This window comes from Marinobacter sp. JSM 1782161 (assembly GCF_011421605.1).
Lineage (GTDB): Bacteria > Pseudomonadota > Gammaproteobacteria > Pseudomonadales > Oleiphilaceae > Marinobacter_A > Marinobacter_A bohaiensis.
Genome location: NZ_WSSA01000003.1, coordinates 308674 through 320540 on the forward strand (window position 1 = coordinate 308674; position 11867 = coordinate 320540).

At 63.3% G+C, this 11867-nt stretch carries 12 protein-coding genes; 5 read left to right on the forward strand and 7 right to left on the reverse strand.

Annotated features, from left to right (window positions below; translation table 11 throughout):
- Positions 1-114 precede the first annotated feature (114 nt).
- Positions 115-366, forward strand: a complete 252-nt coding sequence (locus GQB00_RS14225; RefSeq protein ID WP_165856820.1) for a YkoF family thiamine/hydroxymethylpyrimidine-binding protein — start codon at positions 115-117, stop codon at positions 364-366.
- Positions 367-370: 4 nt separating this feature from the next.
- On the opposite strand, the gene GQB00_RS14230 is transcribed toward GQB00_RS14225, so the two are convergent.
- From GQB00_RS14230 to GQB00_RS14240, 3 genes are all read right to left on the reverse strand, one after another.
- Entirely contained in the window at positions 371-973 is a 603-nt protein-coding gene (locus GQB00_RS14230; protein WP_165856821.1) for an antibiotic biosynthesis monooxygenase, read from the reverse strand.
- 69 nt (positions 974-1042) lie between these two features.
- On the reverse strand, positions 1043-1663 hold the full coding sequence (gene ycaC, locus GQB00_RS14235; protein WP_111497861.1) for an isochorismate family cysteine hydrolase YcaC: 621 nt from the start codon (positions 1661-1663) through the stop codon (positions 1043-1045).
- 91 nt (positions 1664-1754) lie between these two features.
- Complete coding sequence (locus GQB00_RS14240) at positions 1755-2624, reverse strand: pirin family protein (RefSeq protein ID WP_165857104.1); 870 nt, start codon at positions 2622-2624, stop codon at positions 1755-1757.
- Between the two features lie 145 nt (positions 2625-2769).
- Between GQB00_RS14240 and GQB00_RS14245 the strand changes: the two genes are divergently transcribed.
- Entirely contained in the window at positions 2770-3690 is a 921-nt protein-coding gene (locus GQB00_RS14245) for a LysR substrate-binding domain-containing protein (protein ID WP_111497862.1), read from the forward strand.
- 16 nt (positions 3691-3706) lie between these two features.
- On the opposite strand, the gene GQB00_RS14250 is transcribed toward GQB00_RS14245, so the two are convergent.
- The 4 genes from GQB00_RS14250 to GQB00_RS14265 all read right to left on the reverse strand — a co-directional run bounded on the left by GQB00_RS14250 (position 3707) and on the right by GQB00_RS14265 (position 8352).
- The gene (locus tag GQB00_RS14250) at positions 3707-4624 is read right to left on the reverse strand and encodes a pirin family protein (RefSeq protein WP_165856822.1); all 918 of its coding nucleotides are present in this window, start codon (positions 4622-4624) and stop codon (positions 3707-3709) included.
- A gap of 163 nt (positions 4625-4787) precedes the next feature.
- Entirely contained in the window at positions 4788-5675 is an 888-nt protein-coding gene (locus GQB00_RS14255) for a LysR family transcriptional regulator (protein WP_111497864.1), read from the reverse strand.
- A 192-nt stretch (positions 5676-5867) separates the two neighbouring features.
- Positions 5868-6569, reverse strand: coding sequence for a response regulator (locus tag GQB00_RS14260; protein WP_165856823.1), 702 nt, complete (start codon positions 6567-6569; stop codon positions 5868-5870).
- A 130-nt stretch (positions 6570-6699) separates the two neighbouring features.
- The gene (locus GQB00_RS14265) at positions 6700-8352 is read right to left on the reverse strand and encodes an ATP-binding protein (RefSeq protein ID WP_228160698.1); all 1653 of its coding nucleotides are present in this window, start codon (positions 8350-8352) and stop codon (positions 6700-6702) included.
- Positions 8353-8673: 321 nt separating this feature from the next.
- Here GQB00_RS14265 and GQB00_RS14270 point away from each other — a divergent pair, with 321 nt between their 5' ends.
- From GQB00_RS14270 to GQB00_RS14280, 3 genes are read left to right on the forward strand one after another with little or no spacing between them, the layout of a single operon-like run.
- Complete coding sequence (locus tag GQB00_RS14270) at positions 8674-9651, forward strand: Bug family tripartite tricarboxylate transporter substrate binding protein (RefSeq protein ID WP_165856824.1); 978 nt, start codon at positions 8674-8676, stop codon at positions 9649-9651.
- Positions 9648-10094: a tripartite tricarboxylate transporter TctB family protein gene (locus GQB00_RS14275; protein WP_165856825.1), complete on the forward strand. Its 447-nt coding sequence runs from the start codon at positions 9648-9650 to the stop codon at positions 10092-10094. Before GQB00_RS14270 ends, GQB00_RS14275 begins: the two co-directional genes overlap by 4 nt.
- Positions 10094-11620, forward strand: coding sequence for a tripartite tricarboxylate transporter permease (locus GQB00_RS14280; protein ID WP_165856826.1), 1527 nt, complete (start codon positions 10094-10096; stop codon positions 11618-11620). Before GQB00_RS14275 ends, GQB00_RS14280 begins: the two co-directional genes overlap by 1 nt.
- Positions 11621-11867 lie beyond the last annotated feature (247 nt).

Below are 11867 nucleotides of genomic sequence, written 5' to 3' on the forward strand. Positions count from 1 at the left end.
CCCTGCTCACGCCTCTTATTGGGAGATTAGCAGAAGCACGGACAAACGCTGGTCCGCCCCGCCCGGCTAGCGTTAGGCTGAAGTCACAGAACCACGGCCAGAGGAGATTGAACCATGTATCTATCCGTGCAGATCAGCCACTACCCGCTGCAGGATGACTATAAACCCTGCATCAAGCAGGTCATCGAACGGTTGAAAAGCAGCGAGCTGGAAGTACACCCAAATCGCATGAGCACCCAGGTGTTCGGCGAGTTCGACGCCGTGATGCGGGTTCTGTCCGAGACCATGAAATGGTCGTTCGAGACCCACGGCAAGGCGGTGTTTACCGCCAATTTCCTGGAGGGAGACCGGCGGCCAGCAGACTGATCGCCTAGCGAAACAGCCAGGGCGCCACCAGCCGAACCACTCGGGGCATGACCAGGTACACCACCAGGGCCACGATGGTACCCGCAATCAACCCGTGCCGAATGCCCCAGGTGGAAAGCGTCGGGAGAGCTTCAAAAACGGGCTGCCAAAGAAGTGGGACAACCATAGTGAGCGGCCAGATCACCGCGGTGGTGACAAGCCACTGTTTCCAGCGCGTCGGCTGTTTGGCCCCGGATGCCGGCGGCGTGAACCAGAACTCAATGCCCGTTCGGATCTCCACCTGCTCATCCTGCTCCAGTGCGGGCAGGATGTCGGCGACCAGTTCCCGGCGGATATCGGAGTCCAGCCAGGCTTCCGCTTGCTGGGCGCCGGAGAACCGGACCGCGATCTCGAAAGCCTGACTTCCCTCGGGTGGTCGCAGCACATGAACGCCCTGATGCCCGGGAAACCGGGCCGCCGCCTCAATGATCTGCCTGAGCCAGGTTTCGTACCGTGCCCGTTCGCGCGGCCGTACCGTGTGGCGAATGAAAATGGTTCGCCCGGATTCATAGTGCGCCCCAGACTCACGGGGCGCTCCGGGTTCCGTTCTTTCTTGTGGGTCGTTCATGGCATCACTCATCGTCCGTCGCCGTGCCGATCAGGCCCACGTTCCGTGTGGGCCTGATGCCCAGAACCGTTACTTCTGCTGGGAAGCAAAGCTCTGCATCAGGTTGGAATAATGCGGCAGGTGGCTGGCCAGAATACCGCCAAAGCCTTCGATGTCGTTACGCCAGTCCCGGTGCAATTCGCCAGCCACGCTGAACCAGTTCATCAACTGGGCACCGGCCGCCTCCATGCGACGCCAGGCGGCATCCCGGGTGACGGCGTTAAAGGTACCCGAGGCATCGGTAACGACAAACACCTCATACCCTTCCTCTATGGCGGACAGAGTGGGGAAAGCCACGCAAACGTCCGTCACGACGCCCGCAATCAGCAGCTGTTTCTTGCCGGTCGCCTTCACCGCCTTTACGAAATCCTCGTTGTCCCAGGCATTGATCTGGCCCGGGCGCGGAAAATACGGCGCGTCGGGGAACGCGTCCTTGAGCTCCGGCACCATAGGCCCGTTGGGGCCATCCTCGAAGCTGGTGGTCAGAATGGTCGGAATATTGAAGAACTTGGCAATGTCCGCCAGAGCCAGCACGTTATTCTTGAAGTCGTCCGGGGAAAAATCCCGGACCAGGGACAACAACCCCGATTGATGGTCAACCAGCAGCAGCGCCACGTCGTCTTTGTCCAGTCGCTTGTATTGAAAAGCCATGAGCCATCTCCTTGTGTCTTTGATTTTGCGTCTTTGATTGCTTGGTTCTCCGGCCTGTCGACCGGACACTCACCTCACCAGACCGGATGGTCTAGCGCTCAAGCAGGCCGAAACGCCCCTCCCGGAAGTCGCTGATCGCCTGCTGAATCTCTTGACGGGTGTTCATGACGAAGGGCCCCTGCCCCACCACCGGCTCATCAATGGGTTCGCCGGTGAGGATCAGGAGACGGGCCCGGTTGTTAGCTTCCAGCTCAATCGTTGTGCCGCTGCGTTCCAGGGAAGCCAGGCCGGCGTCACGCAGGATGTCCGAGCCATTGAGCAGGACCGTTCCGCTCAGCACCACCACAAACGTCGTGTGCCCTTCGGGCAGGTCAAGGGCAATCCGACCGCCCGGTTCCGCCTGGATATCCCAGACGTTGATGGGCGTGAAGGTCCTGGCCGGGCCACGCCGCCCTCGATATTCGCCAGCAATAATGCGCAGCTCGCCACTCTGGTCACTCAACGGGATTGTGGGAATCCGGTTGCTGAGGAGGGTCTGGTAAGCGGCAGGCGCGCTTTTGTCCCGTGCTGGCAGGTTGATCCACAGCTGGACCATCTCCAGTACACCGCCCTGTTCCGTAAACGCCGGAGAGTGAAACTCCTCATGGACAATGCCGGCACCCGCCGTCATCCATTGCACATCGCCCGCCCCGATCACACCGCCGTTGCCGGCCGAGTCGCGATGCGCCAACTCGCCCTGGAAGACAAGCGTGACGGTTTCGAAGCCGCGATGGGGATGCGGGCCGACACCTCGCCGGCTCGTAGCCGGTGGAAAGGACGCGGGCCCGGCGTAGTCAATGAGCAGGAACGGCGACGTATTCCTCGCGCCCATTCGCTCATGGGACAGGAGTGTTCGAACCGGAAACCCATCGCCAACCCAGTGGCCACGGGGAGGGCTGTATGTCGTTGCTATCTTTTTCATCACGACCGTCTCCCGATGCATCGTTCGCTGTGCAATCATCTGGCACGTCATCACCCAGCGATCAACCATCACGATAGAGCAGCCCGGACGCCGCGAGTAGGCACCAATTTTCATACTCTGAGTTCCAGTAATAGGACGCCGACATATGCAGGACCTGAATGATCTCTACTACTTCGTCAAGGTGGTCGATCACGGTGGCTTCGCCCCCGCCGGCCGCGCCCTGGGACTGCCCAAATCCCGTCTGAGCCGCCGGATTGCAGAACTCGAGCATCGCCTGGATACGCGCCTGATCAATCGGTCCACGCGGGGATTCACCGTGACGGAACTGGGTAAGGAGTACTACCGGCACTGCCTGGCCATGCTGGTGGAAGCGGAGGCCGCGCAGGAAGTCATTGACCGGTCACAGTCCGAACCCAAGGGCTGCATCCGGTTGAGTTGCCCGCCGGGGCTGATCTACTTTCTGATCGCCCCTCTGGTGGTGCGTTTTATGGAACGCTATCCGGAAGTAAAGATTGAAATGAACGCGACGAGTCGCCGCGTCGACGTGGTCCGGGAAGGCTATGATCTCGCCCTGAGAGTCCGCTATCCACCGCTGGAGGACAGCGGCCTGACCATGAAGGTGCTTTCGAAAAGCCCACAGTGCCTGATGGCTGCGCCGGATCTGGTAGCGGCGCAAGCGTCCCCCGCCACGCCGGACGATCTGGCCCACTGGCCCAGCATCGATTTCGAACAGTGGGACGGCCAACACGTCTGGTGCCTGGATGGCCCTGAAGGTGCCTCCGTCCAGATCCACCACCAGCCGCGCCTGGTCACCGACGATGTGTTCACCTTGCGAGAGGCGGCGCTGGCCGGGCTGGGCGTCATAAAGATGCCCCTGATCGTGGGCGGGAGGGACCTGCTGGAAGGGCGGCTGGTCAGCGTGTTGCCGGAATGGCGACCGCGTGGCGGCATCTTCCACGCGGTCTTTCCTTCCCGGAGAGGCCTGTTACCGGCCGTCAGGGCTTTCCTGGATTTCGTTGCCGAGGCCCTGGACGAGGTGGATTTCCGGCTGCCGGGTGATGGATAACGCGGGATTCCTACGGTCAGGTGCCGGGCAACGGAATGAACTCGTCCTCGTCCCCGGGCACCTTCGGAAAACGGCCCGCCTGCCAATCCGCTTTTGCCTGGTCCAGTCGTTCCTGGCGGCTGGACACGAAATTCCACTCCATGAAACGGGGCGGAAACGCCTCGCCTCCAACCACGGCGATGCGCGCTTCTTCCGTGGCGACAATCTCGATACCGGCCTTGCGCTCAAAGACCGCCATGGCGTACTGCGGAATAATGGACTCTCGGGCCCGGATCGCTCCATCGGCCACATAGAGAGCCCTTTCGGGCGCATCCGGCAACACCAGAGACTGTCCTTGCTGGAGGTGGGCTTCGACGTACAGAGTCTCCGAATGGGTCTTGACCGGCGAGGTCACGCCGTAGGCCGTCCCCATGATGACCCGGGCGGGAACACCGTCCACGTCCAGGGCCGGAATATCGGCGCTGGGGTAATGATAAAAAGCCGGTTCGGTCTCTTCCTGGTCTTCCGGCAAGGCAAGCCACAGTTGGAGGCCGTGCAGGCGGTGATCGGTGGCCGTTACTACGGGCCGCTCCCGCTCGGAATGCACAATGCCCTTACCGGCCACCATCAGGTTGATATCGCCGGGCCGTATCGGCTGTACGCTCCCCAGGGAGTCCCGGTGCAGGATCTCGCCTTCAAAGAGGTAGGTGACCGTCGCCAGATTGACGTGAGGATGCGGGCGGACATTGATGCCCTCACCGGCCGGGAAATCCGCCGGCCCCATGTGGTCGAAGAAGATCCAGGGCCCCACCATCTGGCGCTCGCGGGTGGGCAGGACACGCCTCACGGAGAACCCACCCAGGTCCTTTTCGCGGGGCTGGATGATCATTTCAATGGCGCTGCAGGAGCAGTCAACATCACAGTCGCCCGCCAGCGCTTCACTCAGGTTGCTCATGATCCACCTCACAATGTCCGGCGGCCGGGGAATCCCGTGCCTGTTGCCTGCGTTTAAACATAGCGGACTGTCGACAGAATCAGTAGACAGGCAACTGGAACTCAGCGTTCCATGACAGCACCCGGAGCCATTGGACCCACGCGCGGCGATACACCTGCGTCACTCACCAGTCCACGTCGCGCGCCAGCGCCAGGAACGCCGACAGGTAATCCACCTCGAGTTCGGCTTCACGGACACCGAGGAAGATCTGCTTGGCGATGCCGGTCGGACCCAGACGAACCGGAACCAGCGGCATCCGATGCGCGTATTCCTCCACCAGCCAGCGGGGCAGCGCGGCGACGCCCCGGTTGGCTGCCACCATCTGCAGCAGGATGTCGGTGGTTTCCAGAGTCTTGTGTTTGCGCGGCATGGTCTGCGCCGGCAGCAGAAACTGGTTGAAGATGTCGAGCCGCTCCACTTCCACGGGATAGGTGATCAGCACCTCGTCTTCCAGGTCCGCCGGCTCCACCCACTCACGCCCCGCCAGGCGGTGGGAACGGCTGACCACCAGCACCTGCTCGTAATCATGGACGGGCGTGAAGATCAGCCCCGGGCGCTGGATCGGGTCGGGGGTGACCAGCATGTCGATGTCGTAGCCCAGCAAGGCGCCCAACCCGCCGAACTGGAACTTCTGCTTGACGTCCACATCCACCTGCTGCCAGCGTTCCAGGTAGGGTGCCACCACCTTCAACAACCACTGGTAGCAGGGATGACACTCCATGCCGATGCGCAGGGTCCCGCGCTGGCCCTGCGCCATCTGCCCCACCACAGTCTCCGCGTGTTCCAGTTGCGGCAACAGCCGGTTGGCCACCGACAGCAGGTAATAGCCGGCCTGCGTCAGGTGCATGCTGCGTCCCTCGCGCGTCCACAACGGCGTGCCCAACTGGTGCTCCAGCTTCTTCACGGTGTGGCTCAACGCCGATTGGGTCAGGAACAGCTTGTCCGCGGCGGCGGTCATCGACCCCTGGCGGTCGATCTCCCGCAGAATGGCAAGGTGATTGCGGTCCAGCACGGCCGGCCTCCATGAGCGTATCTAATCGGTTTGCGCAAACTTAGCATTTTTAGTCATCCAGATCCCGGTCCAGCCTGAACGGGAACCCCTTCAGGAAAGGCGGAAGCACAGTCGGCGGCCTGGCAGCCGTGCGTGCCGCCCGGCCCGAGCGCTTCATGGCCGTCAACGATGAGGTGGATGCGCGCAGGGCGCTTAGTGGGCCGGTGTCACAGACCGGTAACGCCGCTCCGGGCGTCCCACGGTGCCGTAGCTGACTTCCGCGGTCAGCTCGCCGGCGGTGACCAGGTACTCCAGATAGCGTCGCGCGGTGGTGCGTGAGGCCCCGATCTGCTGGCCCACGGCGTCGGCGCTCCAGTCGCCCGGTGCGCGCACCACGTCGCGGATCTTGTCCAGGGTGAGCGGATCGATGCCTTTGGGAAGTCGCGGGGCCGACGCGGCTGGTGCGTCCGTCTCCGGTGTGTTGCGCGGCAACAGGGCATCGACTTCGCGCTGGGCCAGGTCGCCGAGGCTGTCGAGGGTGTCCAAGTGCTGCTGATAGCGCTGCAGCGCCGCTTGCAGGCGCTCGAACACCAGCGGCTTGAGGATGTAGTCAAACACGCCGCCACGCAGGGCGCTGCGCAACGTCTCCACCTCCCGCGCCGCAGTGATCAGAATGACGTCCGACGGACTGTCGCCGGCACGCAGTTCACGCAGTAACTCCAGGCCGTTGCCGTCGGGGAAATAGACGTCCAGCAGCACCAGGTCAGGCTGCAGCACATCCAGTTGGTCGCGGGCGTCCGCCAGAGAATGGGCAATGCCGCACAACTCCACGAAATCAATGCGCTCGATGAAACGCCGCTGGATTTCCGCAATCTGCCGGTCGTCTTCCACAATCAGCAGTCGAATCGTCTTCACTCGCTGGTCTCTCTCGTTCTTGTTGGATGGTCCGTGTCGTTCAGGTTGTGCCCGAGCGCCGCATCCGGTATGCCCGCCATCACACCAGTCCCGCGCCACGGCCGCAACGCCGGCCGGTGCTCCCGCTCATTCAGTGGGCGGACGCTGCCTTGGCCTGATCCTGCCCTGTCGCCGCTGGCACTTTGGGCAGATAGAGCGTGAAACGGCTGCCCGAGGGCTGCAGGGTCTCTACCGTCACCGAACCGCCCCAGCGCTCGACGAACTGCCGCACCAGGAAAAGGCCGATGCCGTGATCGCCATCCGGCTTATTGGTCACGCCCCGCTCGAAGATGCGCTCGTGCTGGTCTTCGGGAACGCCTGGCCCCTGGTCTTCCACTTCAAAGATCAGGTCGTGTCCCAGATCGGTCATGCTCAGGTGGACCAGGCCGCCCTCCCCCGTCTGCTGCCGGGTGGCTTCCAGCGCGTTGTCGATCAGGTTGCCCAGAGCGCTGACCAGTTGGTCCTTGGGCAGGTTGTCCGGCAGGTCCGCCATCTGGCTGTCCGGATCGATCACCAGGCGCAGGCCCATTTCCCGCGCCCGGTTGTACTTGCCCAGCAGACAGCCGGCCAGTACAGAGTCCGGCACCGCTTCCAGCAGCAGGTGAATCAGCGCCTGGTGGTCGTCCACTTCGCTGCCGATCAGGCTCAGGGCTTCGTCGTTGGCGCCGATCTGGATCAGCCCGGCGATGGTGTGCAGCTTGTTGGAATACTCGTGGGTCTGGCTGCGCAGGGTGTCGGCGTACTGCTGGATGCGGGTCAACTGGCGGCTGACCTGGTCCAGCTCGTCGCGCAGCCGGAAACTGGCCACCACGCCGATGATGCGACCGCCTTGCCGCACCGGCAGGCGGTTGACGATCATCTGCCGGCCGCGCATCCAGACTTCCTGGTCGAAGGCGGATTCGCCGGTCTCGATCACTCGGGTCAGGTTGTTCTCGGGCAGCACCTCGTCGATGGGACGGCCCGCCAGACGGGTGTCCGCCTCCAGGTTCAGGGTATCCACGGCGGTGCGGTTGAACGTGGTGATCACGCCGTCCCGGTTGATCGCGATGATGCCCTCGCGCACGGACTGCAGGGTGGCATCTCGTTCCTGGAACATGGCGGCGATCTGCTCCGGCTCCAGGCCGAAGATGGCGCGCTTGAAGCGCCCAGCGATGACGATGGCCGCCAGCACGCTGCCCAGCAGCATCAGGCCCATAACCGTGTAGAGCACCATGTTGTAGCGGGCGATGGTTGAGAGCACCTGATCCAGCGAGTAGCCCACCGAGACGATGCCGATGATGGCGCCGGTCTCGGGCACCACGATGGGCGCCTTGCCGCGCATGGACAGCCCCAAACTGCCCTCTGCCCGCGCTACGTAGCCCTCGCCGTGGACCAGCGCGCGGGTGCCGTAGTCGCCGTCGTCGTCGGCCATGGAATGCCCCAGGCGCGACGGGTCGGGATGGGCCAGGCGGATGGCGTTGTGGTCACCGATGACGATGAACAGCGCCTGGTTGGTCTGCGCCACCCGCTCGCTCAGCGCCATCAGCTCGTCGGAGTCGCGCCGCTGCACGCCGTCGATCACTGCCGGCATGGCCGCCACGGTCTTGGCGACCATCAGCGCGCGCTGGCCGATCTCGTCGTACAGGGATTCGCTCAGGTAGTAGCCGGCAAACCCGCCGATCAGGCCGGTCTGCAGGGCGCTGACCAGGCCCAGTACGAGGATCATCCGGGTTTTGAGTTTGGGCTTTCGGTACGTCCAGCGCATGGTCGGGAACGGGCTTCAGTATTGGGAGCGTCTGCATCACGCCTTTGTTATAGCCCTTCAGGTTACTGCACTCGGTGGCGTTTTGCCTGTGAACTTTATGAACAAAACGCGCTTTAAATTCTTTAAAGGCTTTACGCCCACAAACTTCTGCTGTTCCTGTTCACTCCTTAACCTGCCCGTCATGTTCCGGGTAGGTCTTACTACTTACAAAACCGCAAGCGCCACCCGGGACCCGAACGATGTTTCCACACGCGAGCGCCGGCCTCCGACCGGTTCCGGCTTGCGCTGATAGCGAGACAACAACAAACCGAGGTGACAACGATGCTTATCAAACGATGCCTGTCCTTCGTGGCCATGGCCACGTTCAGTGTTTCCGCCCTGGCCTGGGAGCCTTCCGGAAAAGTCGAATGTATCGCCCCGTCCGATCCCGGCGGCGGCTGGGATTTCACCTGCCGCAGCGTCGGTAACGTGCTGCAGGATCTTGAGCTGGTTCCGGGCAGCGTCCAGACCACCAACATGGCCGGCGCCGGCGGTGGCGTGGCCTATGCCCACACCATCAGCAAGCGTAACGACGACGATACCCTGCTGGTGGCCGGCTCCACCGCCACCATCACCCGTCTGGCCCAGAACCAGTTCCCGGGCATGAACGCCGACATGGTGCAATGGGTCGGCGCGCTGGGCGCTGACTACGGAATCATTGCCGTGGGCAAGGATTCCAAGTACCAGAACCTGAACCAGTTGATGGACGCCATGAAGGCCAACCCGCGCTCGGTCAAGTTCGCCGGCGGCAGCGCCCGCGGCGGCTGGGATCACCTCAAGGTGCTGATGACGGCCAAGGAAGCCGGCGTCGATAAGCTGCCTTCCGTGCCCTACCTGTCCTACAACAACGGTGGCGAAGCCCTGACCCAGGTGGTCGGTGGCCAGGTGGACGCCTTCACCGGCGACGTCACCGAGACCACCGGCTTTATGGAATCCGGCGATATCCGCATCCTCGCGGTGCTGGCCGATGAGCGCCTGCCCGGCAAGCTGAGCGACATTCCCACCGCCAAGGAACAGGGCATCGACGCCGTCGGCCCGAACTGGCGCGGCTTCTACATGCCCAAGGGCGCTTCCGACGAGGCCAAGGCCTACTGGACCGACGCCATCAACACCGTCTACGCCAGCGACGAGTGGAAGAAGGTCATGAAGCGGAACGGCCTGATCCCGTTCCACCCGGACTCCGACCAGTTCGACAGCTTCATCCACAAGCAGGTGGACGACATCCAGCAACTGTCCCGTGAAATAGGGCTGCTGAAATGACAGCCCGCGGCGACCGTATCCTCGGTCTGGGGCTGTTCGTCCTCGCCGCCGCCTATGGCTGGGCCGCCCAACAGTGGCCCGAGCCTTTCGGCGGCACGGAGACCGTCGGCCCCGAGACCTTTCCCACGCTGCTGGCCATCGTCCTGGCCCTGTCCAGCGTCTACCTGATCGTCAAGCCGGACCCGGATGCCCAGTGGCCAATGGGCCGCACCGCCGCCGAGATCCTGCTGTCGATCGCCATCCTGGTGGCCTACGCCTTCCTGCTGGAGCCGCTGGGCTTTGTCATCGCCACCACCCTGGCGGTGGGCACCCTGTGCTGGCGCATGGGCGCGCGGCTGCGGTCGGCCTTCGTCATCGGCCTGATCGGCGCCGTCGTGGTGTTCGTGCTGTTTAACTACGGTCTGGAACTGAGTCTGCCCGGCGGACTCCTGGAGTTCGAATAATGGAGACGGTTCAGTTTCTGATGGACGGCTTTGCCGTCGCCCTGACCCCGACCAACCTGATGTTCGCGCTGTTCGGCGCCTTCATCGGCACCCTGATCGGCGCCCTGCCCGGCCTGGGGCCGGCCAACGGCGTGGCGATCCTGATTCCGCTGGCGTTCACCCTGGGGCTGCCGCCGGAAACGGCGATGATCCTGCTGACGTCCGTCTACGCGGGCGCCATGTACGGCGGCCGGATTTCCTCGATCCTGCTGAATATTCCCGGTGACGAACCGGCGATGATGACCTGCCTGGACGGCTATCCCATGGCCCAGAAAGGCAAGGCGGCCGAGGCCCTGGCCATGTCCGCCATCGCCTCGTTCGCTGGCAGCCTGGTGGGCACCATCGGCCTGATCCTGCTGGCCCCGGCCCTGGCCAAGTTCGCCCTGACCTTTGGCCCGGCGGAGTACTTCGCGCTGTTCATGCTGGCGTTCGCCACCCTCGGCGGCATCACCGGCAAGAACCCGATGAAAACCGTCGTCGCGGCCACCCTGGGCCTGATGATTTCCACCGTGGGCATCGACATCGCCACCGGCACCCAGCGCTACACCTTCGGCGTGCTGGAGCTGTTTGAGGGCATTGACTTCATCCTCGCCATCGTCGGCCTGTTCGCCATCTCCGAACTGCTGTTCTTCATCGAGCAGCGCGCCGGAGCCGGCCGCAAGCTGATCAAGGTGGGTAAGCTCATGCTGCGCCCGAAAGAGATCCTGCAGGCGGTGCCCACCATGTTCCGCGGCGGCATCCTCGGCTTCATCGCCGGCGTCCTGCCCGGCGCGGGGGCGTCCCTGGGCAGCTTCATCAGCTACACCCTGGAGAAGCAGTACCTGGGCAAACGCAGCCAGTTCGGCGAAGGGGATCCGCGCGGTGTGGCGGCGCCCGAGGCCGGTAACAACGGCGCGTCTTCCGGCGCGCTGGTGCCCATGCTGACGCTGGGGGTTCCGGGCAGCGGCACCACCGCCGTGCTGCTGGCGATGCTGATCTCCCTCAACATCACGCCGGGCCCGCTGATGTTCACCCAGAACGCGGACATCGTCTGGGGCGTGATCGCGGCACTGCTGATCGGCAACGTGATCCTGCTGCTGCTCAACATCCCGCTGGTCGGGTTCTTCGTGAAGCTGCTGTCGGTGCCGCCGATGTACCTGCTGCCCATCGTCACCATGGTGGCGTTCGTGGGCATCTACTCGATCAGCCACAGCACCTTCGATCTGTACTTCATGATCGCTTTCGGCATCGCCGGCTTCATCCTTCGCAAGCTGGAGATTCCCATGGTGCCGATCATTCTGGGTCTGCTGCTGGGGCCGGAAATGGAGAAGAACCTGGGCCACGCCCTGGTCATCTCCGACGGCGACTGGAGCATTCTGTGGGCCAGCCCGCTGGCACTGAGCCTGTGGATCGTGGCCGGCCTGGGACTGATCCTGCCGTACATCATCGGCCCCCTCCTGCGCCGTCGGATGAACGCGGCCATGAAAGAGGACCCGGTTTCCGACTGATTGCTCTTCAATCTGCTGATGATCTGTCATCGGTGCTTTGGGGCGTCCGGCCTGGCTGGACGCCCCCTTTTTTTGGGTTTATCGCTCTTTAACGGCCCGAACCGCCCGACTCCCCATCCAGAAAGCGACACTTCCCCTCGTCTCCTCGACGCTCACCAAATAACCCGATTGCATAAGAAAGACTCCTTTTCGACGATTATCCCGCCGTTTACTTACCGTTTTACGAGTTACCTATGTCATCGTGTAA

Coding starts and splice junctions, on each gene's coding strand:
- GQB00_RS14280 (WP_165856826.1), top strand. CDS start 10,094: ATGGAGACGGTTCAGTTTCTGATGGACGGCTTTGCCGTCGCCCTGACC.
- GQB00_RS14275 (WP_165856825.1), top strand. CDS start 9,648: ATGACAGCCCGCGGCGACCGTATCCTCGGTCTGGGGCTGTTCGTCCTC.
- GQB00_RS14265 (WP_228160698.1), bottom strand. CDS start 8,352: ATGCGCTGGACGTACCGAAAGCCCAAACTCAAAACCCGGATGATCCTC.
- ycaC (WP_111497861.1), bottom strand. CDS start 1,663: ATGGCTTTTCAATACAAGCGACTGGACAAAGACGACGTGGCGCTGCTG.
- GQB00_RS14270 (WP_165856824.1), top strand. CDS start 8,674: ATGCTTATCAAACGATGCCTGTCCTTCGTGGCCATGGCCACGTTCAGT.
- GQB00_RS14245 (WP_111497862.1), top strand. CDS start 2,770: ATGCAGGACCTGAATGATCTCTACTACTTCGTCAAGGTGGTCGATCAC.
- GQB00_RS14250 (WP_165856822.1), bottom strand. CDS start 4,624: ATGAGCAACCTGAGTGAAGCGCTGGCGGGCGACTGTGATGTTGACTGC.
- GQB00_RS14240 (WP_165857104.1), bottom strand. CDS start 2,624: ATGAAAAAGATAGCAACGACATACAGCCCTCCCCGTGGCCACTGGGTT.
- GQB00_RS14225 (WP_165856820.1), top strand. CDS start 115: ATGTATCTATCCGTGCAGATCAGCCACTACCCGCTGCAGGATGACTAT.
- GQB00_RS14230 (WP_165856821.1), bottom strand. CDS start 973: ATGAACGACCCACAAGAAAGAACGGAACCCGGAGCGCCCCGTGAGTCT.